At 67.6% G+C, this 24,119-nt stretch carries 27 protein-coding genes; 8 read left to right on the top strand and 19 right to left on the bottom strand.

Annotated elements, in window-relative coordinates:
• Positions 1 to 6 precede the first annotated feature (6 nt).
• From ACWEKS_RS20980 to ACWEKS_RS20955, 6 genes are all read right to left on the bottom strand, one after another.
• The gene (locus ACWEKS_RS20980) at positions 7 to 801 is read right to left on the bottom strand and encodes an enoyl-CoA hydratase family protein (RefSeq protein ID WP_452341633.1); all 795 of its coding nucleotides are present in this window, start codon (positions 799 to 801) and stop codon (positions 7 to 9) included.
• An 86-nt stretch (positions 802 to 887) separates the two neighbouring features.
• Positions 888 to 2,051 carry an acyl-CoA dehydrogenase family protein gene (locus ACWEKS_RS20975; protein WP_452341632.1) on the bottom strand — a complete coding sequence of 388 codons (1,164 nt, stop codon included), beginning with the start codon at positions 2,049 to 2,051 and terminating at the stop codon, positions 888 to 890.
• Positions 2,052 to 2,054: 3 nt separating this feature from the next.
• Positions 2,055 to 4,142, bottom strand: a complete 2,088-nt coding sequence (locus ACWEKS_RS20970; protein WP_452341631.1) for an acetyl/propionyl/methylcrotonyl-CoA carboxylase subunit alpha — start codon at positions 4,140 to 4,142, stop codon at positions 2,055 to 2,057.
• 26 nt (positions 4,143 to 4,168) lie between these two features.
• Positions 4,169 to 5,773: an acyl-CoA carboxylase subunit beta gene (locus ACWEKS_RS20965; RefSeq protein WP_452341630.1), complete on the bottom strand. Its 1,605-nt coding sequence runs from the start codon at positions 5,771 to 5,773 to the stop codon at positions 4,169 to 4,171.
• A complete protein-coding gene (locus ACWEKS_RS20960) occupies positions 5,770 to 6,933 on the bottom strand; it encodes an acyl-CoA dehydrogenase family protein (RefSeq protein ID WP_379388616.1) in 1,164 nt (387 codons plus the stop codon). Before ACWEKS_RS20960 ends, ACWEKS_RS20965 begins: the two co-directional genes overlap by 4 nt.
• 88 nt (positions 6,934 to 7,021) lie before the next feature.
• Positions 7,022 to 8,737 carry an acyclic terpene utilization AtuA family protein gene (locus ACWEKS_RS20955; protein ID WP_452341629.1) on the bottom strand — a complete coding sequence of 572 codons (1,716 nt, stop codon included), beginning with the start codon at positions 8,735 to 8,737 and terminating at the stop codon, positions 7,022 to 7,024.
• A gap of 179 nt (positions 8,738 to 8,916) precedes the next feature.
• On the opposite strand from ACWEKS_RS20955, the gene ACWEKS_RS20950 reads away from it, so the two are divergent.
• The gene (locus ACWEKS_RS20950; RefSeq protein WP_354843480.1) at positions 8,917 to 9,075 is read left to right on the top strand and encodes a hypothetical protein; all 159 of its coding nucleotides are present in this window, start codon (positions 8,917 to 8,919) and stop codon (positions 9,073 to 9,075) included.
• Positions 9,076 to 9,094: 19 nt separating this feature from the next.
• Here the strand turns inward: ACWEKS_RS20950 and ACWEKS_RS20945 are convergent, their stop codons facing one another.
• The 3 genes from ACWEKS_RS20945 to ACWEKS_RS20935 all read right to left on the bottom strand — a co-directional run bounded on the left by ACWEKS_RS20945 (position 9,095) and on the right by ACWEKS_RS20935 (position 12,190).
• The gene (locus ACWEKS_RS20945) at positions 9,095 to 10,099 is read right to left on the bottom strand and encodes an adenylate/guanylate cyclase domain-containing protein (protein WP_452341628.1); all 1,005 of its coding nucleotides are present in this window, start codon (positions 10,097 to 10,099) and stop codon (positions 9,095 to 9,097) included.
• A gap of 304 nt (positions 10,100 to 10,403) precedes the next feature.
• A complete protein-coding gene (locus tag ACWEKS_RS20940; protein WP_452341627.1) occupies positions 10,404 to 11,222 on the bottom strand; it encodes an ABC transporter permease in 819 nt (272 codons plus the stop codon).
• Positions 11,222 to 12,190: an ABC transporter ATP-binding protein gene (locus ACWEKS_RS20935; protein ID WP_452341626.1), complete on the bottom strand. Its 969-nt coding sequence runs from the start codon at positions 12,188 to 12,190 to the stop codon at positions 11,222 to 11,224. Before ACWEKS_RS20935 ends, ACWEKS_RS20940 begins: the two co-directional genes overlap by 1 nt.
• Positions 12,191 to 12,496: 306 nt before the next feature.
• Here ACWEKS_RS20935 and ACWEKS_RS20930 point away from each other — a divergent pair, with 306 nt between their 5' ends.
• Positions 12,497 to 12,805, top strand: a complete 309-nt coding sequence (locus ACWEKS_RS20930) for a putative quinol monooxygenase (protein ID WP_452341625.1) — start codon at positions 12,497 to 12,499, stop codon at positions 12,803 to 12,805.
• A gap of 3 nt (positions 12,806 to 12,808) precedes the next feature.
• On the opposite strand, the gene ACWEKS_RS20925 is transcribed toward ACWEKS_RS20930, so the two are convergent.
• Positions 12,809 to 13,990 (bottom strand): helix-turn-helix domain-containing protein, encoded by a 1,182-nt coding sequence (locus tag ACWEKS_RS20925; protein WP_452341624.1) that lies wholly within the window; start codon positions 13,988 to 13,990, stop codon positions 12,809 to 12,811.
• A 193-nt stretch (positions 13,991 to 14,183) separates the two neighbouring features.
• On the opposite strand from ACWEKS_RS20925, the gene ACWEKS_RS20920 reads away from it, so the two are divergent.
• Both ACWEKS_RS20920 and ACWEKS_RS20915 read left to right on the top strand, forming a co-directional pair.
• Positions 14,184 to 14,522: a hypothetical protein gene (locus ACWEKS_RS20920; protein WP_452341623.1), complete on the top strand. Its 339-nt coding sequence runs from the start codon at positions 14,184 to 14,186 to the stop codon at positions 14,520 to 14,522.
• A 43-nt stretch (positions 14,523 to 14,565) separates the two neighbouring features.
• Complete coding sequence (locus ACWEKS_RS20915) at positions 14,566 to 14,799, top strand: DUF397 domain-containing protein (RefSeq protein ID WP_452341622.1); 234 nt, start codon at positions 14,566 to 14,568, stop codon at positions 14,797 to 14,799.
• Positions 14,800 to 14,979: 180 nt separating this feature from the next.
• On the opposite strand, the gene ACWEKS_RS20910 is transcribed toward ACWEKS_RS20915, so the two are convergent.
• Together ACWEKS_RS20910 and ACWEKS_RS20905 are read right to left on the bottom strand one after the other, a co-directional pair.
• Positions 14,980 to 15,198, bottom strand: a complete 219-nt coding sequence (locus ACWEKS_RS20910; protein ID WP_452341621.1) for a hypothetical protein — start codon at positions 15,196 to 15,198, stop codon at positions 14,980 to 14,982.
• Between the two features lie 209 nt (positions 15,199 to 15,407).
• Positions 15,408 to 16,028: a recombinase family protein gene (locus ACWEKS_RS20905; RefSeq protein ID WP_452341620.1), complete on the bottom strand. Its 621-nt coding sequence runs from the start codon at positions 16,026 to 16,028 to the stop codon at positions 15,408 to 15,410.
• A gap of 314 nt (positions 16,029 to 16,342) precedes the next feature.
• Between ACWEKS_RS20905 and ACWEKS_RS20900 the strand changes: the two genes are divergently transcribed.
• Positions 16,343 to 17,404 carry a hypothetical protein gene (locus tag ACWEKS_RS20900; protein WP_452341619.1) on the top strand — a complete coding sequence of 354 codons (1,062 nt, stop codon included), beginning with the start codon at positions 16,343 to 16,345 and terminating at the stop codon, positions 17,402 to 17,404.
• A 98-nt stretch (positions 17,405 to 17,502) separates the two neighbouring features.
• Here the strand turns inward: ACWEKS_RS20900 and ACWEKS_RS20895 are convergent, their stop codons facing one another.
• From ACWEKS_RS20895 to ACWEKS_RS20875, 5 genes are all read right to left on the bottom strand, one after another.
• A complete protein-coding gene (locus ACWEKS_RS20895) occupies positions 17,503 to 18,033 on the bottom strand; it encodes a hypothetical protein (RefSeq protein WP_452341618.1) in 531 nt (176 codons plus the stop codon).
• Positions 18,034 to 18,061: 28 nt separating this feature from the next.
• A complete protein-coding gene (locus ACWEKS_RS20890; RefSeq protein ID WP_452341617.1) occupies positions 18,062 to 18,649 on the bottom strand; it encodes a hypothetical protein in 588 nt (195 codons plus the stop codon).
• Positions 18,646 to 18,882, bottom strand: a complete 237-nt coding sequence (locus ACWEKS_RS20885) for a hypothetical protein (protein ID WP_452341616.1) — start codon at positions 18,880 to 18,882, stop codon at positions 18,646 to 18,648. Before ACWEKS_RS20885 ends, ACWEKS_RS20890 begins: the two co-directional genes overlap by 4 nt.
• The gene (locus ACWEKS_RS20880) at positions 18,879 to 19,220 is read right to left on the bottom strand and encodes a restriction endonuclease (RefSeq protein ID WP_452341615.1); all 342 of its coding nucleotides are present in this window, start codon (positions 19,218 to 19,220) and stop codon (positions 18,879 to 18,881) included. Before ACWEKS_RS20880 ends, ACWEKS_RS20885 begins: the two co-directional genes overlap by 4 nt.
• Before the next feature lie 405 nt (positions 19,221 to 19,625).
• Positions 19,626 to 20,600: an AAA family ATPase gene (locus tag ACWEKS_RS20875; RefSeq protein WP_452341614.1), complete on the bottom strand. Its 975-nt coding sequence runs from the start codon at positions 20,598 to 20,600 to the stop codon at positions 19,626 to 19,628.
• A gap of 314 nt (positions 20,601 to 20,914) precedes the next feature.
• Here ACWEKS_RS20875 and ACWEKS_RS20870 point away from each other — a divergent pair, with 314 nt between their 5' ends.
• Complete coding sequence (locus ACWEKS_RS20870; RefSeq protein WP_452341613.1) at positions 20,915 to 21,079, top strand: hypothetical protein; 165 nt, start codon at positions 20,915 to 20,917, stop codon at positions 21,077 to 21,079.
• A gap of 80 nt (positions 21,080 to 21,159) precedes the next feature.
• Here ACWEKS_RS20870 and ACWEKS_RS20865 read toward each other — a convergent pair whose 3' ends face one another.
• Positions 21,160 to 21,411: a hypothetical protein gene (locus ACWEKS_RS20865; RefSeq protein ID WP_452341612.1), complete on the bottom strand. Its 252-nt coding sequence runs from the start codon at positions 21,409 to 21,411 to the stop codon at positions 21,160 to 21,162.
• Positions 21,412 to 21,742: 331 nt separating this feature from the next.
• A complete protein-coding gene (locus tag ACWEKS_RS20860) occupies positions 21,743 to 22,042 on the bottom strand; it encodes a helix-turn-helix transcriptional regulator (protein WP_452341611.1) in 300 nt (99 codons plus the stop codon).
• 55 nt (positions 22,043 to 22,097) lie between these two features.
• Between ACWEKS_RS20860 and ACWEKS_RS20855 the strand changes: the two genes are divergently transcribed.
• Both ACWEKS_RS20855 and ACWEKS_RS20850 read left to right on the top strand, forming a co-directional pair.
• Positions 22,098 to 22,685, top strand: a complete 588-nt coding sequence (locus ACWEKS_RS20855) for a helix-turn-helix domain-containing protein (RefSeq protein ID WP_452341610.1) — start codon at positions 22,098 to 22,100, stop codon at positions 22,683 to 22,685.
• Positions 22,675 to 23,997 carry a tyrosine-type recombinase/integrase gene (locus ACWEKS_RS20850; protein WP_452341609.1) on the top strand — a complete coding sequence of 441 codons (1,323 nt, stop codon included), beginning with the start codon at positions 22,675 to 22,677 and terminating at the stop codon, positions 23,995 to 23,997. The genes ACWEKS_RS20855 and ACWEKS_RS20850 overlap by 11 nt, the downstream gene beginning before the upstream one ends.
• Positions 23,998 to 24,119: the final 122 nt, after the last annotated feature.

The raw sequence follows: 24,119 nt of genomic DNA, 5'->3' as shown, positions 1-24,119 counted from the left end.
GGTTGCCTATTCTGCCCAGCTGGGTGGGCGGCGCTGCATGAAGGCCGTGATGCCCTCGATCACCTCGGGGGTGCCGAAGAAGCTCGCGGAGCGTTTGGCCAGGTCCTCGGCCCCGCGGTCGAAGGCCGTGAGCAGGTCCGCGTTGACGAGCTGTTTGGCTTCGGCCAGGCCCTGCGGTGCGCCCTTGCGGAGTTCACCGAGCAGCCGGGCGGTCTCGGCCGCGGGGTCGTCGGCGGCGATGGTGATGAGGCCGATGCGTTCGGCCTCGGCCGCGTCGAAGGTCTCGCCGGTCTGGAAGTAGCGGGCCGCCGATCGGCCGGTCATGCGCGGCAGCAGGGTCAGCGAGATCATGAACGGGGCCAGGCCGATCCGCACCTCGGTCAGCGCGAAGCTGCTGTTCCGCCCGGCGACCACGAGGTCGCAGGCGGCGATGATGCCCATGCCGCCCGCCCGCACGTTGCCGTCCACCTGCGCCACCACGGGCTTGGGCATGGCGAGGATGTCGCGCAGTACCGAGATCATCCAGCGGGTGCGGATGTCGGCGGCGGCCGCCGGGTCGGCGTCCACCGCCTCCTTGAGATCCGCGCCCGCGCAGAAGGTGTTGCCGGTGTGGGTGAGCACCACCCCGCGCACCGCGTCGTCCCCGGTCGCCCGCGCCAGGCCCGCGAGCAGTTCGGTGACCAGCCGGGAGGACAGGGCGTTGCGATTGTGCGGGGAGTCCAGGGTCAGTACCGCGAATCCGTCGCGCACCTCGTAGCGCACGAACGGCGCGTCCGTGGCGGCACCGGCTGTGTCGGTCATCGAATACTCCTGCTGCTGTGTGGCTTTCGGGTGCGGGAGGGACGAGTGGCGGTGGCCGCGCACACCGCCGCCACTCGTCGCCCCGGTCAGTAGGACCGGGGCAGACCCAGCGAGTGCTGGGCCACGAAATTGAGGATCATCTCGCGGCTGACCGGCGCCACCCGGGCGATGCGTGCGGCGGCCAGCATGCCCGCCAGGCCCACGTCCGAGGTCAGGCCGGAACCGCCGTGGGTCTGGATGGCCTGGTCGAGTGCCTTGATACTGGCTTCGGCCGCAGCGTATTTCGCCATATTGGCGGCCTCGGCGGCGCCGAAGTCGTCGCCGGAGTCGTAGAGGAACGCGGCCTTCTGCATCATGACCTTGGCCAGTTCCAGCTCGATCTTCACCTGCGCCAGCGGGTGCGAGATGCCCTGGTGCGCGCCGATCGGCGCGCCCTTCCACACCGCGCGCTCCTTGGCATAGGCCACGGCCCGGTCGATGGCGTAGCGGCCCATGCCGACCGCCATGGCCGCGCCCATGATGCGCTCCGGGTTCAGGCCCGCGAACAGCTGCGCGATGGCCGCGTCCTCCTGGCCGACCAGGGCGGTGGCGGGCAGCCGCACATCGTCGAGGAACAGCGTGAACTGGTTGTCCGGCTCGAGAATGTCCATCTCCTGCTTCGTCTTCACGAAGCCGGGGGCGTCGGTGGGGACGATGAACAGGGCGGGCTGCAGGTTGCCGGTCTTGGCGTTCTCGGAGCGGGCCACGATGAGCACCGCCTCGGCCTGGTCCACGCCGGAGATGAAGATCTTGCGGCCGTTGAGGATCCAGTCCTCGCCGTCGCGGCGGGCGGTGGTGGTGATCTTGTGCGAGTTGGAGCCCGCGTCCGGCTCGGTGATGCCGAAGACCATCTTCGACGAGCCGTCGGCCAGCTTGGTCAGCCAGTACTGCTTCTGTGCCTCGGTGCCGTACTTGGTGATGATGGTGCCGCAGATGGCGGGCGAGACCACCATGAGCAGCAGGCCGCAGCCCTGCGCCGCCAATTCCTCCTGCACGAGCGCGAGTTCGTAGATGCCCGCGCCACCGCCGCCGTACTCCTCGGGCAGGTTCACGCCCAGGAAGCCGAGCTTGCCGGCCTCGTCCCACAGCTCGTCGAAGGGCTCGTTGCGGCGAGCCTTGGGGCCGGCGTAGTCGCGGAAGTTGTACTTGGCGGCCAGCTTGGCGACCGCGGCCCGCAGCGCCTTCTGCTCGTCGGTCTCGATGAAACTCATTGCCTACTCCTGATCTTCGCTGTGGACCACGGCGAGAACCGCGCCGACCTCGACCTGCTGGCCGGCGGAAACGTTCAATTCGGTGAGCACGCCGGCGGTGGGTGCGGCAATGGTGTGCTCCATCTTCATCGCCTCCAGCCACAGGATGGGCTGGCCCTTCTCGAGCCGGTCGCCGACCGCCGCGCCCAGGCGGATGACCGCGCCCGGCATCGGGGCCAGCAGCGAGCCCTCGGCCACCTGGTCGGCCGGGTCTTCGAAGCGCGGCAGGCGGCGTACGGCCACCGGGCCGAGCGGGGAATCCACCGCGACCAGGTCGCCGTAGCGGGCGATCTCGAAGCGCCGGCGCACCGGGCCGCGCTCCCCCGGGACCTGGAGCACCACGAGATCCGGTGTGGCCTCCAGCAATTCGATCCCGTCGTGGCCCTCGACCTCGACACCCGTGCGGGTCAGGCGGTAGCGCACCTCGTGCTTGCCGGTCAGGCGCGACTCGTAGGACTTGGACTGCGGCTGCGACGGCAGATTGCGCCAGCCGCTGGGCAGGCCGCTGCCGACCCGGGCCGCGCGCCGGTTGGCGGCGGCGTCGGCGAGCGCGGCGGCCACGATGGACAGCTGCTCGCCGGCCTCGGAAACCAGTGGCGCCGAAAGCTTCTCGAGATCATGGGTCGCGAAGAACGCGGTATCGGTGTCGCCCGCCAGGAACGCCGGATGCCGCAGCACCCGCACCAGCAGGTCGCGGTTGGTGACCAGACCGTGGATCTTGGCCCGCTGCAACGCGCTCGCCAGCAGATGCGCCGCCTCGTCCCGGGTTTCGGCGAAGGAGATGACCTTCGACAGCATGGGGTCGTAGTGCACGCCCACCACCGAGCCGTCCACCACGCCGGTGTCCAGGCGCACACCCGGCTCGGTCAGCACGGTGAATTCGCCCAGGGTGCCCGGGATGTCGAGCTTGTGGACGGGCCCGGACTGCGGCTGCCAGTCGTGGGCCGGATCCTCGGCGTACAGGCGCACCTCGATCGAGTGGCCACGCATCTCCGGCTGCCGCGCGGGCAGCGCGCGACCGGCGGCCACCTGCAGCTGCAGGCGCACCAGGTCCAGGCCGGTGACCTGCTCGGTGACCGGATGTTCCACCTGCAGACGGGTATTCATCTCCAGGAAGAAGAAGTCGCCCTTCTCGTCGGCCAGGAATTCGACGGTGCCCGCACCCTCGTAGCCGATGGCCTCCGACGCCAGCCGCGCCGCTTCGAACAACCGCGCCCGCATGCTCTGCCCATCGGCCATGCGCGCGGGCTCTCCGTGGTTACGCTGCGCAAGCGCTGGGAGGTGGAGCGGCTCCTCCGAGCCTGACGCGCGCATGGCGTCGACCTTCTCGACCAGCGGCGACGGAGCCTCCTCGACGACCTTCTGGTGGCGGCGCTGGATCGAGCACTCGCGCTCGCCGACCGCCCACACGGTGCCGTGGGTGTCGGCCATAACCTGCACCTCGATGTGGCGCCCGGTCTCCAGGTAGCGCTCGCAGAAAACGGTCGGATCGCCGAAGGCGGACTGGGCTTCCCGCTGTGCCGCCTCGATCTGACCGGTCAGCTCGGACAGTTCGCGCACGACGCGCATGCCGCGACCGCCACCGCCGGCGGACGCCTTGATCAACACCGGCAGCATGTCGGCGGTGACCTCGGCCGGATCCAGCTGCTTCAGCACCGGGACACCGGCGGCGTCCATCATCTTCTTGGACTCGACCTTGGAGCCCATCTGCTCGATGGCCGCGACCGGCGGGCCGATCCAGACCAGGCCGGCGGCCTGCACGGCCTTGGCGAATTCGGCGTTCTCGGAGAGGAATCCGTAGCCGGGGTGGATGGCGTCGGCACCGGCGGCCAGGGCCGCCTCGATGATCAGCTCGGCACGCAGGTAGGTCTCGCCAGGGGTGTTGCCCGGCAGGCGAATTGCGGCATCCGCCTCGGCCACATGGGGAGCGTTCGCATCGGCGTCGGAATAGACCGCCGTGGTCGCGATACCCATGCGACGGCAGGTGGCGAACACCCGTCGTGCGATCTCGCCACGGTTGGCGACCAGAACGTTGGTAATCACTGTGCCCATTGGGGTCGCAATGCTCATCTCTGGCCTCACATCCGGAAGACGCCGAAGCCCTCGGCGCCCTTGATCGGGGAATTGTGGATGGCGGACAACGCCATTCCCAACACCGTGCGGGTGTCACGGGGGTCGATGACGCCGTCGTCGTAGAGGCGGCCCGACATGAACATGGGTAGTGATTCGGCCTCGATCTGCGCCTCGATCATGGCGCGCATCCCGGCATCGGCCTCCTCGTTGAAGGGCATGCCCTTGGCCTCGGCCGCGGCCCGGCCCACGATGGAGATGACGCCCGCCAGCTGCGCGCCGCCCATGACGGCGGATTTGGCGCTGGGCCAGGCGAACACGAAACGCGGATCGTAGGCGCGCCCGCACATGCCGTAGTGGCCGGCGCCGTAGGACGCGCCCATGAGCAGCGAGATGTGCGGCACCTTCGAATTCGACACCGCGTTGATCATCATCGCGCCGTGCTTGATGATGCCCTTCTGCTCGTACTCCTTGCCGACCATGTAGCCGGTGGTGTTGTGCAGGAACAGCAGTGGCGTGTTCGACTGGTTGGCCAGCTGGATGAACTGGGTGGCCTTCTGCGCTTCCTCGGAGAACAGCACGCCGCGGGCATTGGCGAGAATGCCGACCGGGTAGCCGTGCAGTTCCGCCCAGCCGGTCACCAGGCTGGAACCGTAGAGCGGTTTGAACTCGTCGAAGTCGGAGCCGTCGACCACGCGGGCGATGACCTCGCGCGGATCGAACGGGATCTTGAGGTCGGTCGGCACGATGCCGAGCAGTTCCTCCGAGTCGTACATCGGCTCGATCACCTCGGCGACCGGGCGCGCGGTCGGACCCTGCTTCTGCCAGTTCAGCCGCTTGACGATGGAACGGCCCAGCCGGATCGCGTCCTGCTCGTCCACGGCCAGGTAGTCGGCCAGACCCGAAATGCGGGCGTGCATTTCGGCGCCGCCGAGGGATTCGTCGTCGGACTCCTCACCGGTGGCCATCTTCACCAGCGGCGGACCGCCCAGGAACACCTTGGAGCGCTCCTTGATCATGACCGTGTAATCGGACATGCCCGGGACGTACGCGCCACCGGCGGTGGAGTTGCCGAAAACCAGTGCGATGGTGGGGATGCCGGCCGCCGACAGCCGGGTGAGGTCCCGGAACATGCGCCCGCCGGGAACGAAGACCTCTTTCTGCGTCGGCAGATCCGCGCCGCCGGACTCGACCAGGCCGATCACCGGCAGCCGGTTCTCCAGCGCGATGTCGTTCATGCGCAGGTTCTTGCGCAGCGTCCACGGATTCGACGTACCGCCGCGCACGGTCGGATCCGGCGCCACGATCATGCACTCGACGCCCTCGACAATGCCGATGCCCGCGATCACGCTGGCGCCCACATGGAAGTCGCTGCCCCAGGCCGCGAGCGGGGCCAGCTCCAGGAACGGCGAATCCTCGTCGATGAGCAGTTCGATGCGCTCACGCGCGGTCAGCTTGCCGCGCTTGCGGTGCCGGGCCATCTTGTCCGGGCCACCGCCGGCGATGTTCTTGGCGTACTCGGCCTCCACCTCGGCCAGCTTGGCCGTCATGGCCTCGGCGGCGGCCTGATAGTCCGCCGAATTCGGGTCTACGGACGTGCGCAGAATACTCAAGACTGGAACCCCAATCGCTTGGCCGCGAGGCTGGTCAGGATCTCGTTGGTGCCGCCGCCGATGCCGAGGATGCGGACATCGCGGTAGTGGCGCTCGACTTCGGACTCACGCATGTAGCCGAGGCCGCCGAAGAGCTGCACCGCCTGGTGGGCAACCCATTCCGCGGTCTCCACGGCGGTGTTCTTGGCGAAGCACACCTCGGCGATCAGATCGGTCTCACCGCGGGCGGCGCGCTCGGCCACCGCGTGCGTGTACACGCGCGCGACATCGATGCGGCGCGCCATCTCCGACAGCGTGTTCTGCACGGCCTGGCGGCTGATCAGCGGGCGGCCGAAGGTCTCCCGGTCCCGGCACCACTGCAGCGTCAGGTCCAGGCAGCGCTGGGCGTGCCCGTACCCCTGCACGGCCAGCCCCACCCGCTCGCTCACGAAAGCCTGTGCGATCTGGGCGAATCCGCTGTTCTCCGGGCCCACCAGATTCGAGACCGGCACTCGCACATCGACATACGACAGTTCGGCGGTGTCCGAGCACAGCCAGCCCATCTTCTCCAGCTTGCGGCTGACGGTGAACCCGGGCGTGCCCTTCTCCACCACCAGCAGCGACACACCCGCCGCGCCCGGACCGCCGGTACGCACCGCGGTCACCACGAAATCGGCGCGCACACCGGAGGTGATGAAGGTCTTGGACCCGTTCACGATGAAGTCGTCGCCGTCCCGGACCGCCGTGGTCCGCAGATGCCCGACATCCGAACCGCCGCCCGGCTCGGTGATGGCCAGCGACCCGATCTTCTCGCCCGCCAGCGTCGGCCGCACCCAGCGCTCGATGTGCTCGGCATTGCCCGAGGCGATGAGGTGCGGCACCGCGATACCGCAGGTGAACAGGGAGGCGAACAGGCCGCCCGAGCAGCCCGCGTAGTGCAGCTCCTCGGCCACGATGGCGGCGTCGATGCCGTCGCCACCGGAACCGCCGGCGGATTCCGGGAACTGGATGCCCAGCAGCCCCAGCGCACCCGCCTTCTTGTGCAGCTCACGCGGGATCTCGCCGTTGCGCTCCCACTCGTCCAGATACGGCAGCACCTCCCGCTCCGCGAAACCGCGCACGGTGGCGCGCAATTCGCGGCGTTCGGGTGTCTGCCACGGGTCTGCATATCCGGCGCTCATACCGCCTCGTTCCCTTCCGCGAGGCCGAACCCTCGCCTGTCGCCGGCTCGGCCGGTCCACGGCCGTAGCGCAGGTCCGCCGCGCCGCCTCACGGCAGCAACTCCGCGGGGATGTCGAGGTACCGGGCGCGCAGCCATTCGCCGAGCCCCTTGGCCTGCGGGTCGAAGCGGGCCTGATAGGCCACGCCCTCGCCGAGCAGGCCCTCGACAATGAAGTTCAGCGCCCGCAGATTCGGCAGCACGTGCCGGGTGACCGGCAGCGCGGCGGTCTCGGGCAGCAGGCGGCGCAGCTCGTCGACGGTCAGCGTGTGCACCAGCCAGCGCCACTGCTCCTCGGTGCGCACCCAGACGCCGATATTGGCATTGCCGCCCTTGTCGCCACTGCGGGCCAGCGCGATCGCGCCCAGCGGGGCGCGAGTGGTGGCTCCGGCCGGAAGCGGCTGCGGCAGTTCCGGTTCCGCGACCGCAGCCAGCTCCAGGGTTTCCCCGGCCGGCGCGACCGCCACCTCGGTGCCGTCCGCCAGGACCGCCGTATGCGGAATCTCCTTGGAATCCACGTATCCCGGCGTGAACACCCCGTACGGACCGCCATTGCCGGGCGGGGCCGTCAGCGAGAAGCCGGGGAAGCTGGCCAGAGCCAATTCCACTGCGACACTGGAGAACGCGCGGCCCACCTTGTTCGGATCCGGGTCCCGGACCACACAGCGCAGCAGGGCGCTGGCCTGCTCCTCGGTGTCGGCGTCGGGCCGGTCCAGCCGCGCCAGGGTCCACTCCAGCTCGGCGGGCCACGCCGGCAGCCACGACTCCAGCTGCCGTTGCGCCAGTTCGGCTTTGGCCTCGATATCCAGACCGGTGAGGATGAACTCCATCTCGTTGCGGAATCCGCCGATGGTATTGGTCGACACCTTGGTCTGCGGCGGCGGGGCCTCCCCGGTCACGCCACTGATCAGCACCCGGTCGGGGCCCTCCTGGCTCACCTCGAGGGTGTCGAGTCGCGTGGTGACATCCGGCCCGGCGTAGCGCGCGCTCTGGATCTCGTACATGAGCTGGGCTTTCACCGTGTCCACGGTGACCGCGCCGCCGGTGCCCGCATGCTTGGTGATGACACTGCTGCCATCGCGCCGCACCTCGGCGATCGGGAAGCCCGGCCGCCCCAGATCGGCGATCTCGGTGAAGAAGGCGAAATTGCCGCCGGTGGCCTGGGTGCTGCACTCGATGACGTGCCCCGCCACCACCGCACCGGCCAGCGCGTCGTAATCGGTTCGGCCCCAGCCGAAATGCGCGGCCGCGGGACCGACCACCACCGAGGCGTCGGTGACCCGCCCGGTCACCACGATGTCCGCGCCCGCGGTCAGGCATTCGGCGATGCCCCACGCGCCCAGGTAGGCGTTCGCGGTGAGCGGCGCACCCAGCCCCAGCTCTCCGGCCCGCGCCAGCAGATCGTCACCGGTCACGTACGCGACCTTCGGTGCGAGACCGAGCTTTTCGGCCACCTCCCGCACCCGCTGGGCCAGCCCGGCCGGATTCAGCCCGCCCGCATTGGCGACGATCTTCACCCCGGACTCGAGGGCCAGGCCGAGACTGCCCTCCAGCTGCTTCACAAAGGTTTTGGCGTAGCCGAGGTTCGCGTCCTTCATGCGATCGCGTCCCAGGATCAGCATGGTGAGCTCGGCCAGATAGTCGCCGGTGAGCACGTCGAGCTGCCCGCCCTCGAGCATCTCCCGCATGGCGCTGAGGCGATCGCCGTAGAACCCGGAACAGTTGCCGATCCGAATCAGATCCGGAGTGTCGGCGAGCTGACTCATGGCGGGCCTCCCTGTGCACCTGCGCTGTCACAGCGCGGTCGGCGCAGCCTCGGTGCTGCGGTCGGTTACAGGGTCACATCGGTCCCGGAAAAAATCAAGCCCGCGTGCTTGTTATTTTCCAGAATCCCAGGTCGGGACCGGTCTCCGGTACGTCGGCAACCTTCAGGCACACTGAACAGGTGTCCTCAGACGTCACCGTGATCGTCCTGCTCGCCCTCGCCGGATTCCTGCTCGGCGGGGCGTACTCGCTGTTCAAGACCTCCCGCCCACTGGCCATCGGGCTCGCCGTCTGCGGCGTGCTCGCGGCCGTGGGCGCGGTGCTCTGGATGACGAACTGACTCTCGGGCCGGCGGACCGTCACTCGGCTTCGAGGCGGAAGATGCGGAGATCTTCCGGGACGCCGCTCAGGGGAGCCGCGAAAAAGCTACGGCGATAGGGCTTTACGCCCAGGCCGAGCTCCTCGAGGGTCTCCGGGCGCAGCGAGTCCAGGGTCACGCCCGAGAGCATGGTGTTGCCATTGCCGCCCGCCTCCATGACGCGGGCCGCGATGTTCACATCGATGCCGAGCCAGTCGCCGCCGATCTCGCGCGGACTGCCGGTGTGCAGCCCCAGGCGCATCTGCGGGCGATAGCCGTCCACCGATACCGCCGACAGGTTCTCCTTGGCCGCCACCGCCGCCCGTACGGCCCGGTCCGCGGACGGGAACACGGCCATCACGCCGTCGCCCATGCGCTTGACCACCTGGCCGCCGCGATCCACGATGGGCGGCTCGATGGCCTTGGCCACCCGCCGCAGCAGGTCCAGGGTCACCTCGTCCCCCGCGGCCAGGGACCAACTGGAGAAGGCCACCAGATCGGTGAACATGATGGTGATCTCCTGCGGGCCGCGGCCCTTGCCGATCCGCTCCAGCACGGCCTGCCAGACCTGCAGCGCACCCAGCCCCAATTCGCGTGCGGCACTGGGGGAATCACCGACCAGCTTGTCCGCCGCGCGGGCCACGGCACGCGCGCCGCCGGGCCCGGAGACCGAGAGCGGATCACCGAAGGCCGGATCGCCGGGCAGGTTCTCGCGCGCCTTACGGATGGCGTCGATGATGTCGCCGCGCTGATTGGCGGCATTGACCATGGCCGAGAGCTGCCCGGGGAAACGGCCGCGCCGACGCCCGGCCTGCGACTCGTCGGTCTCGTCGGGGTCCTCGGACAGTTCCGCGGGAATCAGGGGGATGACCACATCCGGGTCGATGCGGGGTTGCCGTGCCCGGCTGGGGGGCGCGTCGCGGGACCGGTTGCGATCGGTTCCCAGTCCGTCCGTACGGTTCGCGTCGGAGGCGCGTTCACCGCCGTCGGAGGGTCGTTCGCTCACGCCCAGAGCGTATCTCAGCGTTCCGTCGTGGAATGGATCAATGATTGCCACCTGACACCTCCCGATCGGTGCGAGCGGCCACATCATTGGACCCGCCGAAGGTTTGAGTGTTTTGGTTGCTGTTTCGATGCTACCGACCGTCTAGTACGACGGCCAACCGATCCATGCCGACAGGAAAAGTTAGCTGGCACACACTTTTGGTCCGTTACGACACCGGCCCGATACGGAGAATCCGTATCGGGCCGATGCTCGCCGCCGTGCCGGGCAGTGGCCGGCGGCCCCTAGGGCAGGGTCTGTGCGCGCTCTACGCGTCGCGCTTATTTACCACGAACAACGCGGCTGCGAAGATCAATCCAGCAAAGACCGCGAAGTAGACCAGGCCGCCCCACGGACCCCAGTGCCAGTACGACGACTTGGCATCCACGGTGCCCAGGAACAGGCCCGCGTTCTGGAACGGCAGCAGCACCTGGATCTCCCGGCCGATCTTGCCGAACGCGCCGACCATGGGCTCGAGGATGACCGGCCACACGATCAGCAGCGACAGCGCGCCCGCCGACTGCCGGATCAGCGTGCCCACACCGACCGCCAGGAAGACCACCAGCAGGATGAACAGCGGCACGGCGTAGAAGACCCGCAGATCGCCACTGCTCAGGCTCAGGTGGCTGCCCGCGTCGTGGTTCACCATGACCTTGAAGATGAAGAAGCCGAGAAAGGTCAGCGCCGCACTCAGCAACGCCATAGCAACCCCGATGACACCGGCCTTGGTGAGCAGCACGGTGGTTCGACCGGGAACCGCGAGGAAGGTGGTCTTGATGGTGCCGAAGCGGTATTCACTGGTGACCGCGAGCGCCGCCAGGATCATGACCATCAGGTAGCCGAAACCCGGAATGCCCTGGGCCAGGCCGGTGATACCGAGGCCCGCCACCGAGTTCTCCGCGTACGGCGCATCGGCCGGGGTCATCTTGCCCTGGGCCAGCTGATCCTCGAAGACCCGCCAGGACGCGTTCAGGGCCAGGCTGAACAGCGCCGCGATACCCAGCGCGAACACCACCAGCAGCGCGGTGCACCAGACCGGGGACTTGGTCGAGGTGAGCTTGATTCGTTCCGCCGCGAGCACTCCCATCAGAGCGCACCTCCCATAACCTGATCGAAGCCTTCGCCGTGGTACTGCACCGCGCCACCGGTCATGCGCATGAACGCCTCCTCCAGCGAGGCGCGCTGCGGCGAGAGCTCGTAGAGCGTGATGTCATTGGCGCCGGCCAGTTTTCCGACCGCGTCGCTGGTGACGCCCGCGACCACCAGGGCCGCGCCGTCCGCCTCCGTAGGTTCTTTACCGGCCGGCCGGGCACCATCCTCGCGGACCGTCATGCCGTTGGAGGTGAGCAGGCTGCGCAGTTGATCCAGCTGCGGACTGCGCACGCGCACAGACTGTTCCGAGGCCTTCTCGATGAAATCCTTAGTGGTGGTGTCGGCAATGAGCCGGCCCCGGCCGATCACGACGAGATGCTCGGCGGTCTGCGCCATTTCGGAGAGCAGATGGCTCGACACCAGCACGGTGCGGCCCTCGCCCGCCAGCCGCTGCATGAAACGGCGGATCCACAGAATGCCCTCGGGATCCAGGCCGTTCACCGGTTCGTCGAACAGCAGCACCTGCGGGTCGCCGAGCAGGGCGCCGGCCAGGCCGAGCCGCTGCGACATGCCGAGGGAGAAACCACCGGCGCTCTTGTTGGCGACCTCGGACAGGCCGACCAGGCGCAGCACCTCCTCCACCCGCGACTGCGGAATGTCATTGGAGGCGGCCATCCACCGCAGGTGCGAGCGCGCGGAACGATTGGGATGCACCCACTTCGCGTCCAGCAGCGCGCCGACCGTGTCGAGCGGACGCTTCAGGTCGTGGTACGGCTTACCGTCGATGAGGGCGGTGCCGGAGGTCGGCGTGTCCAACCCCAGGATCATCCGCATGGTGGTCGACTTGCCCGCCCCGTTCGGGCCGAGGAAGCCGGTCACCTGTCCCGGACGGACCGTGAACGACAGGTCCGACACCGCGACGGTCTGGCCGTAGTGCTTGGTCAGGCCTCTCAGTTCGATCATGGCGACCAGTCTTCCCCATGTACGGAGCGCGCACTATCGCTAATTGGTCGCGCGTCGCTCATCCCTGAGGATGATTACCCCATGTCCACGTGGGTGCAAGCCCGTACAGGAGCGTCCGCTACCTGGGACTACGCGCGTTCGTGGACACTCACAGACGGCCTTGTACGACAGGGATTGTGACATTCTGTTACACGCTCAGCGCTGAGCGAGGCGTACGGGAATTCGCGTACGCCCGCCTTGCCTCGGATACGGTGGCCCTACCCCCGGCGGGCCGCCGCCGGGACCCAACACCGAAGGGGCTCAGCCATGTTCGCTCTCGTCGTCCGCTTCAACTTCGCCGACGCCGCCGCGGTCGACGGCTTCGACACTTTGGTTGCCGAGACCGTCGAGCAGATCCGCGAGCGCGAGGCCGGAACCCTGGTGTACGCCACGCACGCTGTCGAGGGCGAGCCGCTCGCTCGGGTCTTCTATGAGGTGTACGCGTCACGTGATGCGTTCGACGCGCACGAGCAGCAGCCGCACACGCTCCGGTTCCTGTCCGAGCGGGAGAAGTTCGTCGACTCCTACCGCGTCGAATTCCTCACCCCCGCCGCCGCGAAGGGCCTGCCCGCCTGAGCCTTACAAGGCGTGGGTGATGCCGCACCAGGAGGCAAACCCGCTCACGGTGTCGGTGCGGCGGGCCTCGGCGCGCGCCAGGGCCCGAACCGTTTCGTGCACCATCGGGTGATAGCGGGTCTGCGCCGGTGCGATCGTGCGAGCCGTCAGCAGCGCGTCGAACGCACCGGACCTGTTGCCGTGCAGCAGATACGCCCTCGATACATCGATCCAGAACATGCCGACACGTTCCTTCGGCGTACCGGCCGGAATCACCAGCCCGGCCGCGCGATCCAACGCCCCAACCGCGTCGAGACCCTCGACCGCCAGCGCGACCGACCAGATACCGACGTTCGTTGTGCCGAAGCTGAGCACCAGGTCCCGGCGGTCGCCACCGATCCGGCCGGCCGTCTCCCGTGCCTCGGCCAGATGCGCGTCCGCGAGGTCCCGTCGACCCGACCGGGCAGCGGCCAGTCCGGACTGCAAATGCAAACCACCCCAAGCGATCAGGTCGGTTCGATGCCCCGCGCTCAGCCGAGACTCGATATCGCCCCGGCACGTCTCCAGATACCGTAACGCTGCATTCCAGTCCCCGCCGCTGGTCAAGATCGCAGCACGCTGGAACTGTCCGGCCGCGATCCACACCGGATCGCCCGATTCGGCTGCCGCCCAAGCCATCCGCTCGACAGCCATGGTCGCCAGATCCGCAAACCCCAGCTTGTGAGCGATGCTGTGCGATGAGTAGTACAGCTCGCACAGCATCACGAACGCCGCCGCCCGTTCGTCGCCGGTGCTGCGGTGCACCGCGGCACGCAACTCGGGCAACAGGATCGGCAGCTGCTCGCCGAGCCGATGGAACGCCGCATTGCGCCGGCCCCGGCACACCGCCTCGACCTCCTGCTCCAGCTCGGGAAGCGGGCGCACCATGGTAACCATCTCGGCCGGATCCAAGTCGTAGGCGGCGAGCTCGCAGCGGATCGCGCGAATCGCGTTGTACGCCTGCGTGTCCTTGCCATCGGCGGGCGGATACGGCTGCCCCGTCAGATCCTGAGTCGTGCAGCGCAGCGCCTTCGCCACCGCCGCCAGGAACGAATTCGACGCCGGGACCTTGCCCCGCTCGACCTGTCTAACCAGGCTCGTCGACATGTTCGCGGCGGCCGCGAGCTGCGGCTGACTCAATCCCTGGAGCTTGCGGCGCTCGGCCACACGCGCGCCCACACTGCGGCGGTCCTCGCTCATGCGCCCATTGTCGCCCCGGATGGGTTCCGGGGGTGACAAAACCTTTGTCACCTCAGGGCTTGCGGCTCGGCAACGGTAGACATGCGCCCCGCCACCGGGTTGACCCCCGTAGCCCGGTCCCCGGTGGCGGGTGCGTTACCAACCGAGCAGGGGACTACCGATGCGAGCAAAACCGACCGCGCTGGGATGGCTCGACACCGAAGTGAGCACCGCGCCGGAATGGGACCGGGCTCAAATGCGCCGTCTCGCACGGCATCTCGGATACGTGGTCGAGATGGCATCCGAGGTCTCCCTAATCCCGCTCGTCGACGTCGTGCGCTCCGCCGATGCGGATGCGCTGATCGTGCCCAGCCCAGACCATCTCGACCCGCTGATGTTGAACGCGCTGTTGTCGGTGGCCGATGTGGAGACCGTGTTGCCGCGGTTGTCGTTCGCGCGATGGAACCCGGCCATGGGCACAGTGACCGTCCCAGACCACCGACCCAACAGGGACCGGTGAACCGATGGCGGTGTCCGCACCGCCCGAACAGGGAGAACCCGAAATGACCGATACCTTTGCCCCCAACGCGGCAGCGCTGGCGCTGCGTGTGCCGTTCCGCAAGGCCACCGCGTCCAACCCGTCCGGCAACTGCGTCGAGGTCGGCGAACTCGACGACGGCCGGGTCGCGGTCCGCCACTCCAGCGCCCCGGACGGTGGCGCGATCCTCTACACGCCCGGCGAGTGGGAGGCGTTCTGCGACGGCGTGCGCGCCGGGGAGTTCAGCCGGTCGGCGTGAACTGGGACGTGATCGGCTGGGCCGTGGTCGTGGGCCTGCCGGTGACCGTGATCGTGTGGGCGGCGTGGCCGCGGCGTGACCGGTCAATGTGATACGGGTGCCCACCTGTCCGAGAGAGGCGGACAGGTGGGCACCTTCGCATTGTCGCCCTACGGGCCACCCCGCAACTAGGCACTATGCCTATTCGGTGAATACGCCGGGCGTTCCCGGCAGGTACGACGCACCCCACTTCTGGATTCCGTCGCTGTGGTGCACGCCTTTTCCTATGTGGATTTGGCCGGCCCACTCGCCCGCTGCGGTGGCCTGCTTCTCCACCTCGGCGTGGATGTGCTGCCTGAGGTCAGCGCCTGTGAGGTGCGAGGGCACGAGGACGCTTACTGCTTTCCAATCATTGCTCACCACAGTGAGTTTGGAGGCAGACATCGAAGCGCGCTGCCCGTTGCAGGTCAGACGGCGTGTCCGTCGCCGACGACGTAGGCGGCGGTGCGGATAGTGCGTTCGGTCGGGACGACGCCGTACCCCGGCAAAAATTCCGGGGTACCGGAACTCGAGTACCCCGGAGCATCACCGTGCGCGGCAGGCGATACGCGACGACGCCCCGGGCTGGATCACCCCTCGGCCGGGACGGTCGAGACTGTGGAGAGCTTCGCGGTGAGCGCCCCTTCCCCGGTCGCATCCGCCCGCCGCTTCTGAAGGTAGCTGTACACGGTCTCGCGGGAGACGCCGAACTCCCGGGCAAGGGACGCCTTCGACTCGCCCGCCGCGGCGCGCGCACACAGCTGGTCGGCCTGCTCGTCGGTCAAGGCGGCTTTGCGGCCGGTGTAGGCGCCGCGCTTCTTGGCTGCCGCGATGCCCTCGCGCTGGCGTTCCAGGATCAAGGACCGTTCGAACTCGGCGAAGGCCCCCATCACACTCAGCAGCAACGTGGACATCGGGGAGTCCTCCCCAGTGAAGGTCAGGCTCTCCTTGATGAACTCCACCCGCACGCCGCGGCCCGTGAGTTCGCGCACGATGCGGCGCAGGTCGTCGAGGTTGCGGGCGAGGCGGTCCATCGAGTGGACGAGCACGGTGTCACCGTCGCGCACGAACCCGATCAGCTCGTCCAGCATCGGGCGCGCGGTGTCCTTGCCCGACGCCTTGTCGGTGAACGTGCGCTCGACCTCGACCCCGTCGAGCTGACGGACGGTGTTCTGATCGCTGCTCGAAACCCGGATGTAACCGACGCGCATGTCCGTTTCCTTCCCTGAACTTCAATGTGTCAGGTTGAAATCTAGAACCCTGGCAGACATGTGTCAAGAAATTCGAGGATGGACTTCAACCTGACGCGTTATGGCTGCGCGCCGAGTGTGGTGCTGGGGTACACCCCAAAACGACACCCCTACGCCGCGCGTCATGCCTGAAGTCAGCTTCACTGACTTCTCGGATGGTCAGCGCTTCGGCGCTTTCAGTAGCCACCGAAAAAAGCAGTGCATGGCCTTGGGAACTGACAGTAACGTCTCTCTTCATGCCAAACGCCGGGCCTACAGAGCAGGTCGCAGCAGCTGTGGACCTGCTCACCAAGTTCTGCCACCAGCTCGTCGGCGAGCTGGACGTCAGCGGCGGCGGGGGCGGCTTTCGTTGGTGGGCCGGATTCAGTGACTGGAAGACGCTCGCGCTCATCGCCGACTACTTGATCCAATCGTTGGCGGGAACCGGGGCGGCGCTGACGGCGGCGGCCTTCACCGCGGCCGAGCACAGAGAGGCCGTTTCGGCCGACGATGCTGCCTCCCGTGATGCGGTGCGCGGCGCCTCGGGAATCACCCCGCAAGAGCGAATTGAGTCATACATTGCGTTGTCGCACGACCAGACGCGGGTTCTTCGCATCGATCTCACCGCCGAGCACTGCTTCTTCCATATGGGCCGTGTACTCGACCGAGCCGCTGCGGCGCTGGTGATCGTCGGCGGTTTCGAGGTCAAAGACGTGGTGAAAACGGACTGGAAGCAGATCGAAGACCTGGCCGCTGACTTGTCGAACGGCTCGACGAAGCGAGGCTTGGCTCCGCTGGGCAGTCTCGGCCGCCAGTGGCAACAGGATCTACTCGACCCAGTGCTCGATCCGGGGAGATTCGGGCCGGCGGACTGGCTGGTGTGGATGCGAGAGACCCGTAACGCGCTGACCCATCGAGCGCCCAGCACACACCTTCGAGTTCTCGCCGCCGATGGCTCGTTGATGAGACCGTTCTACAGGCAGCCGAAGTGGAGCGAACTACAGACGCTGGTATATCCGCCGACCGGTATGAAGCGCGACCTGACGAGTGCCTTCCTGATGAAGAACAGCCAGGACGTCTTGGACGGCCTGCTCGGCTCGCTGACATCGATCGTCACCGAGCTGACCGAGCGCATGAAGGTGTGCTGGAAGCTGCGGAAAGCCGTGCCGCATGAAGTCATCCAGCACGGAAGCCAGTGGCGCTCAATTGAGCCTGGACCCATCGCCGAGCGTTTTCCCGGCTACGGGCAGGCCCCGCAATTGCCTGATCTGGACACGGCGGCATTCAACCCGCAGGACGCTCAACGGCTGCGTGCCGCACGGGTTACAGACAACAACATCCGAGCTTGGCACCGCTGAGCGATCAGGAGGGCCTAACGGGCGGCCGGAAGACCAGCGCCCCCGGCCGGTAGCCGTAGCCGACTACCGTCCGGAGGCGCTGCCGAGATGCCGCCTGGCTAGTCCTGATCGCCAGCTTCCGGCCACGCGGAGCCGACCGCGAAGCCGCGGCGGATCACCGCGTCGCGCTCTTCCCGCTGGGCCTTCTCCGCTTCCGCGCGCGCCACGGCACGCCCCACCTCGGCCTCGAGCCTGCCGAAAGCGGCCTTGTGGAGCGGGTGTCCGGCATTGGCGGCGTTGATCGAGTCGTAGTACTGCTGCACGCGTTCCTGACGGGCGGCGCGTGCCGCTGCCTTCTGCTCGGGACTGTTGTTGGCGAGCATCTGTTCGACGGTCGGCCCATCGGCCGCGTTCGGCCACTGCTGCTGTGCTGCCGCGGCGATCACCGGGAATTGCTCCACTGTCGCCCGCGCCGCCTCGGCGAGTTGGTCGAAAGCGCCGGCCGCGGTCATGTCGACGTTAGCGATCTGATCGCGGAACGACTGCGAGTCCAGCAGGGCAGCCGGATCGGCTCCAGCGGCGGCGGCTGCCCGCCGAAGTGCCTCGAGTGCGGTTGCGCCGTCGAGGGCGACGGGTTGCTGTTCGGTCATGGTGAAACTCCTTCTGTTCCTTCGTTTTTCACAGTTCGTCGTCATCGAGTGCATCGAGGTCGATTCCCTCGGCCAGCGCCTCGAGGCGAAGTTTTTCCCGCGCCGCGTCTACGCCGCCCGACTGCTCGACCAGCTGCCGCGCGTTCCGCATCAGCTCGGCGTGCACCCGCTGTTCCTCGGCGGCCTCGGCGCGGTCGTGCTCGGCTTCGGCCCGCTCGATGTCGGCCTGCACCTGGGCGTCGAGCAAGATCGCCTTGTCGACCAGCACCGCCCCGGCAATAGCCAACTGCCGGGCGGCTGCCGCGTCGCCCGGGTCGATCGCCTCGAGAACCCGCACCGCGGTAACGGCGAGCTGCTCGGCGAGCGCGTACCGGCGAGTGGTGACCCGCCGACGCAGAGCGGCGACGGCCTCGGCGGGCGGCCGTGTGGCGAAGCTGACGCCTGCACGCTTCGCGGCGAGTGAAACGGTGGACGCGCTCACCCCGAACATCCGGGCAAGTTCGTTGCGACCAAGCCCCTGCTCGACCACCAGCTCTTCGAGCCGCTCGGCTATCGCGTTTGTTTTGTCCACCGACCAGTCGATCGGGGTTGTGGATGGTGGCGGTGGTTTGCTCACGGTTCGCCTCGCAGTTCGGCGGCGACGGCCTCGAGGCGGCGGGCGTAGTGGTCCAGCGCCACGGCGGGATCGGTGCACTGGCGGCGGGCTGCGCGCAGAGCGTGGGCGGTGGCTTCCAGCCGGGGGAGCTGGTCGTCGAGGACGGCCAGGGCGTCCCCGAGCCAGCGGAGGGCTGTGGCCAGGTTCGCGGTGGCCCGGTCGGCGGTGAGCTGATCGTGGTCGTTGGTGGTCACGCGGGTTCTCCTGATGCTGTTTCGTCGGCTGTCCAGGGCAGCCAGTCCTTCGGTCCGGCGCCGGTGAGCCGCCGGTAGTGGATGCGTTGGCGGGGCGGGCGTGAAGCGATGAGCGGGACGCCGGCGACCAGTCCGGCCAGGCGCAGCAGGGCGACGCGTTCGGCGGGCGGGCAAGTGCCACTGCGCTTGCACTGCACGAAAACGATCTCGCCGACCTTGAAGCCGACGAGATCGGCAGCACCCTTGCTGCCCGCGGACCGCAGCACGTCGTAACCCTGGGCCTGGAGGTGATCGCGGACCTCATACTCAAGACCACGACCTTGGCGGTAATTCGTCATGCGGCCGACGCCCCCTGCCCTGGCCCCGGACTATCGGTGTCGATAGGCCGAATCGGGGAGCAGCGTGCGCGCCCTACCCATATCTCTGCTCTCTGCTCCCTGCACTCGCGTGCTCCCTGCTGCACCCCTCCTGACCTCACAGGGAGCGCAGGGAGCGGAGAACAGGGATACCGGGCGCTCACTGCTCCCTGCTCCCTGCGCACCCTGCTCTCGAGTGCTCCCTGCCGCACCCCCTCCGACCTCACAGGGAGCGCAGGAGGAGCAGGGAGAGCGGAAGGGTAGAGATGCTCAACCGAGAAGGTGGTGAAACCGGTGAAAGCGGTGAAAGCGCAGGCGGGACGACTGCGGCACTTCGACGAGTGGTGAAACGGAGTGGTGAAATCTCTCCGGATCGCTGACCAGCGGCTACTCATCCGTTTCACCGCTTTCACCACTTTCACCAGTGGTGGCACGGTCGTAGATTCCGCGCTTGGGCTTGGAGATGCGGCCCGACTCGTACAGGCGGGCAAGGGCATTGCCAGCCAACTTGTTGTCCATACCGAATCGTTCGGCGATATCGCGCGGAGTGGTCGGCCCGTTCGCCATGACGTAGGCGTAGATGTCCATGCTGCGGTCGCCGAGGTTGCCAGCGTCCTTGCGGCGGTCGACGGTCGCGGCGGCGTCGACCAAGTCCATGCCGTCAAGTACCCACTTGCCGCCCTCGACGGTCAGCGCGTACTCGTTCTCGGGCACGTCTCGACCGGTGACCGCGAGTACCGCCTGGTCGTCCTTGCGCTTGCGGGTGAGCACCAGCACGAAGTCCGCGGATCCGGCGATGCCCTGCGTTCCGGACACCGCATCCACGAAGTCGACCGATTCGGCCTTACGGGTGTGATGCACCGCCAGCAGCGACGAACCGGGCACCGAATCGACCACCGCCTTCAGCTGCGAGCCGATCGCATAATCACTGCCGTACGAGTCCTCACCCGCCCGCTTCGGCGGCTTCACCTTGCCGAGCGTGTCCAGGATGACAAGCGGCTTCCGGTTGCCGTGCAGCTCCAGGAATTCGCCGATCATGCCGGGCACCACGTTCGGCCGCGCCTCGATGATCACGTTCATCAACCCGGGAATGGGTGCGCCCTCCATCAAGGTGCGGAATCGGGACTGGAGTCGGCGGTGCCCGTCCTCGAGCGCGAGGTACAGCACGGGACGCTGTTTGACCGGGATCTTGCCCAGCGCGTATCCGCCTGCCGCGCAAGCGAGTCCGACACCTGCGACCCACCAGGACTTTCCCGCCTTCGGGGGTGCAACGAGGAGGCCGAAGCCTTCGGGGAGGATGCCCTCGACCGTCCACTCCAAAGGCGCGAACTCCTGGGCGTCGAGCCATGTGCCATTGCGCATTCCAGTGAGGAGAGAGCGCGGTACCTCGACCTCCTCCGGTTGCGTTACCGGGACTGCCCGCAGGACTTCAGGGGCCACACTTCCTGCCTCGCGCTCCTGGCGTTCCAGCTCGAGTTGTTCCCGGTAATACTCACGACAGCCAAGGCACACCCGGTCGTAGTACTCGTGCCTCGGGCAGTGCGCCGGCGGTCGCACCGGGACCGAAGGCGCGGCGACTTCCGCTGCGCCTTCGGTTCCGGTGTTCCGATACGTCGCCATGAGGGCGGAGGCCTCGCCCGGGCTGGTGATCTTCAAGCGGCGACGCCTCCTGATCGATGGATGCGCTCAGCGAGTTCGCGATCCTCACCGCCCCGGCGGTGCAGAGCACGCAACACCGCGATCGGGATGAGCGGCACAAGGCCATCTGCCGCAATGTGATTCGCGGCCTGCGACCACGCTTCGAGCTGCCGGGGCGTGAGCGTCAGCTCCCCGGCGTGTAGGTCCGCTGTCCACGGGTCACCACCGGGCAGGCGGCGGGCGGCAACGCGGCGGTGGCGCAACTGCCGAACGCCCCCCGTGCTCATCGCCGACCCCCATGGCGAACAAGGAGATCAACCAGGTCGGCGACCAATTTCTCCGCCTCGGCGAGACTGAGGTGCAACTCTTCCCCGGCCGCCTCGAACTTGATCGGCTCGCCTGGCCAGTCCGGGTCGTCCGCATAGGTCACACTCACCTCGCCGGTGAGCCGCGCGCCCCGCCGGGGCAGCGCGAACAGGGCCGACCACTGCTGGTCGGCGGGGAGTTCGCCATTCTGGGCGACGGTGTCGATCACCGTGCTGGGCCGGAGATTCCGGAGACGCGCCCACGTGATCATCGTGGGGATGCGATGAGCGAACGGGGCTTTGCTGTAGTCGGCCGGTTCGGGGTAGGTGGCGCATCCATGGCCCGGGCCGCATCGGAAAGTCTGCGCGCCGCGGTCGTCCCGGTCGCCGGTCGGAACCCGGGGGCCGTGCGTGCTGCCGCAATCACAGCAGCTAGGCAGGTCGGGGTGGGCTACTCTGGTCACAGAAATTCGTTCCTTCTAGCGGGTTGGGGCGCGGTTTCGTTGACCCGGTGAGCGGCACCACCCGCTCCCGGGTCGTTTGTGTAGAAGATGGTCGGCATTAGGCAGCGTCCGACGTGGTCAGCTCGGCGCCCGAGGCGACCAGGGCCTCCCCCCGCACGGCCAGGTCCTCCGATTCCCTCGCCAGGCGTTGAATGAACGCATCAATCTGGCTATCGGCGATGAACCGCCGCGCTCCGACCTTGACCGACCCGATTTCGCCGGATCGCATCAACTCGTAGAACTTCGACCTGCTGACGGGGATCCGCTTCAGGGCTTCCGGCAGGGCGTTCAAGCTGTCCGCCATCTTCACCAGCTTTCGTTGCCGATACGACGTACCGGACTGTTTGATGTTGTCCATACGAGTTTTACGCGCTTCGTATGGAATACGCAAGTATTCCGCTATTGTCGTTGCCATGACGACAAATTGGGATGCCGATATCGCTGGCCGAGTAGGTCAAGCAGTCAAAGCGCTGCGTGAGGGGAGGACGCCGAAGCTGTCCGCGGTAAAGCTGGCCGAGCGGACAGCACAATTCCGGTACCCACTGACCAAGGCACAAGTCAGCGACCTGGAGCTAGGACGCAAGAAGACCATCACGGTCCCGGAGTTGATCTCACTCGCCCTGGCCCTGGGCGTATCGCCTGTCGAGCTGCTTTATCCGGCATTGATGGATGGCCCCGTCGAGGTATGGCCAGGCGTCACCACGACGAGTATTGAAGCCGTGCAATGGTTTTCGGGAGAGATCCCGGCATGGGAGGTCCATTTGGACGAACGGACGCAGCAGAGCACCAATGAGAAGGTTCAGCTGTCTCGGCAGTACGCCGCACTTCGTACAGTGGTCAGAGACGCAAACCTCGCCCAAATCAAAGCCGAGTTCGCTCCGCGTCAATCCCAACCGGCGAAAGACAGGGCAGAGCAAGCACTCCGCGCTGCACACGACGAGCTGGATCAGCTGACGGAACAGCTCCGCAGGGCCGGACTGGCGGTGAGCGATGGCGCGTAAGAAGGCCCTGCCGTCGAGCATCACCTACAAGCCCGCCGGACCACGATCTCCGGAGCGGTGGGTATTTCGAGGCCGCGCGGGCGTCGACCCGGTAACCGGCAAGCCGACGTTCGACGTGATCACGTTCTATAGCGAGTCCGAGGCGGTCGAGTACGACGCCGGACACTCGCTGAAGTCGGCCAGGGGCAGCCTGTCCGGCCGCTCGGCGAGGTTCACCGTCGCCGAGGCAATCGACGAATGGGCTCAGGTGCAGTCGGCCGACCGGGACACGGTGGTGATCTACCTGGACCTGCTCCAGCCAGTGAAGGATGCCTACGGCCGGTTGCCCGTCCGGCGCCTGCACAAGGTCCAGATTGCCAAGCTCGCCCACCAGCTCCACACCGGCACGTGCCCGCATCCCGGCCCATCCGGTAGAAAGCGCCGGCCGTGGTCGGTTGCGCTGGTGAACAAGATGCTCGCCCGTCTGGAGTCGGTGCTACAGGGTCTGCGCGATGAGGGATTTCTCGATGCCAATCACGCCGCGCTGGTCCCGCGCTTCAAGAAGCGCGCGACGGGCGCCGTACATGGCCCGAAGCGCGAGGCATTCACCCTCGAGGAGGTCTCGATCATCCTCACCGCGGCCTCGGCCGATGGCCTCAACCTGTTTGCTATTTGCTTGCTCGGGTTCCTGGGCCTGCGCCGGGGCGAGATCGCGGGGCTGGAGTGGGATCGGATCGACATGAGCACAGGCCGGGCGTGGGTGCTCGAGCAGCGCAAGCGCGATCGTCGCAAGCCCGCGGAGAGGGGCGAGGGCGTCGAGCAGACGCGCACCGACACAGTGAAGTCCGAAGCCTCCGAGCGTGAGCTTCCCTTCCCGCCCTCGGCGGTCGCGGCGCTGAAGCTGGTGTTGCGCTGGCAGCGCGAGCGGCACCTCGCCTCGGGGCGGCGGTGGGGCGTCGACGGCGAGCCGCCGACTCACGTCGTGGTGCACGAGGGCAGCGGCGGACCCGTGACGAACGCCTACCCGTGGCAGCAATGGGCCGACCTGATCAACTCGTTGCCGATCGACTATCTGACGCTGCACAAGGCGCGGAAGACGTGCGGAACGCACCTCGCTCTTCAGCCGGGCATCGGTCCGCACCATGTCGGATCGTGGCTCGGCCACGAGGCCCAAGGGTCGATCGCCTCGCCCGTGACCGGGGTGTACATCGACGCTGACGACCAGTTCCGCGAGGCCGCCTCGGCGGCGTGGGAACGGGTATTCGCGCCGGTTGTGACATCTTGTGACATACCCGGCGCTTACCAGCGAGCAAAGGCGCAGCTCAGCGCCTAGAGAGAGGCCCGGAGCGAACCATCCCTGAGGATGACTGTGTCCGATTTGCCCTCCGCTTCGCTCCGGGCGGGTTCGCGTCGCTGGAGGTCTCGTTCTTCCCTCCGCTTCGCTCCCCCGCTCCA

This window comes from Nocardia sp. NPDC004711, assembly GCF_053601595.1.
Note: the sequence above shows the minus strand (reverse complement) of the source record. Positions and strands in the feature narration are given on the sequence as shown.

What these genes read in the sequence shown, in the direction of transcription:
- ACWEKS_RS20980 (WP_452341633.1), bottom strand. Translation starts at nt 801, where the DNA reads ATGACCGACACAGCCGGTGCCGCCACGGACGCGCCGTTCGTGCGCTAC.
- ACWEKS_RS20975 (WP_452341632.1), bottom strand. Translation starts at nt 2,051, where the DNA reads ATGAGTTTCATCGAGACCGACGAGCAGAAGGCGCTGCGGGCCGCGGTC.
- ACWEKS_RS20970 (WP_452341631.1), bottom strand. Translation starts at nt 4,142, where the DNA reads ATGGGCACAGTGATTACCAACGTTCTGGTCGCCAACCGTGGCGAGATC.
- ACWEKS_RS20960 (WP_379388616.1), bottom strand. Translation starts at nt 6,933, where the DNA reads ATGAGCGCCGGATATGCAGACCCGTGGCAGACACCCGAACGCCGCGAA.
- ACWEKS_RS20955 (WP_452341629.1), bottom strand. Translation starts at nt 8,737, where the DNA reads ATGAGTCAGCTCGCCGACACTCCGGATCTGATTCGGATCGGCAACTGT.
- ACWEKS_RS20940 (WP_452341627.1), bottom strand. Translation starts at nt 11,222, where the DNA reads ATGGGAGTGCTCGCGGCGGAACGAATCAAGCTCACCTCGACCAAGTCC.
- ACWEKS_RS20935 (WP_452341626.1), bottom strand. Translation starts at nt 12,190, where the DNA reads ATGATCGAACTGAGAGGCCTGACCAAGCACTACGGCCAGACCGTCGCG.
- ACWEKS_RS20930 (WP_452341625.1), top strand. Translation starts at nt 12,497, where the DNA reads ATGTTCGCTCTCGTCGTCCGCTTCAACTTCGCCGACGCCGCCGCGGTC.
- ACWEKS_RS20920 (WP_452341623.1), top strand. Translation starts at nt 14,184, where the DNA reads ATGCGAGCAAAACCGACCGCGCTGGGATGGCTCGACACCGAAGTGAGC.
- ACWEKS_RS20915 (WP_452341622.1), top strand. Translation starts at nt 14,566, where the DNA reads ATGACCGATACCTTTGCCCCCAACGCGGCAGCGCTGGCGCTGCGTGTG.
- ACWEKS_RS20905 (WP_452341620.1), bottom strand. Translation starts at nt 16,028, where the DNA reads ATGCGCGTCGGTTACATCCGGGTTTCGAGCAGCGATCAGAACACCGTC.
- ACWEKS_RS20895 (WP_452341618.1), bottom strand. Translation starts at nt 18,033, where the DNA reads ATGACCGAACAGCAACCCGTCGCCCTCGACGGCGCAACCGCACTCGAG.
- ACWEKS_RS20880 (WP_452341615.1), bottom strand. Translation starts at nt 19,220, where the DNA reads ATGACGAATTACCGCCAAGGTCGTGGTCTTGAGTATGAGGTCCGCGAT.
- ACWEKS_RS20875 (WP_452341614.1), bottom strand. Translation starts at nt 20,600, where the DNA reads ATGCGCAATGGCACATGGCTCGACGCCCAGGAGTTCGCGCCTTTGGAG.
- ACWEKS_RS20870 (WP_452341613.1), top strand. Translation starts at nt 20,915, where the DNA reads ATGGATGCGCTCAGCGAGTTCGCGATCCTCACCGCCCCGGCGGTGCAG.
- ACWEKS_RS20860 (WP_452341611.1), bottom strand. Translation starts at nt 22,042, where the DNA reads ATGGACAACATCAAACAGTCCGGTACGTCGTATCGGCAACGAAAGCTG.
- ACWEKS_RS20855 (WP_452341610.1), top strand. Translation starts at nt 22,098, where the DNA reads ATGACGACAAATTGGGATGCCGATATCGCTGGCCGAGTAGGTCAAGCA.
- ACWEKS_RS20850 (WP_452341609.1), top strand. Translation starts at nt 22,675, where the DNA reads ATGGCGCGTAAGAAGGCCCTGCCGTCGAGCATCACCTACAAGCCCGCC.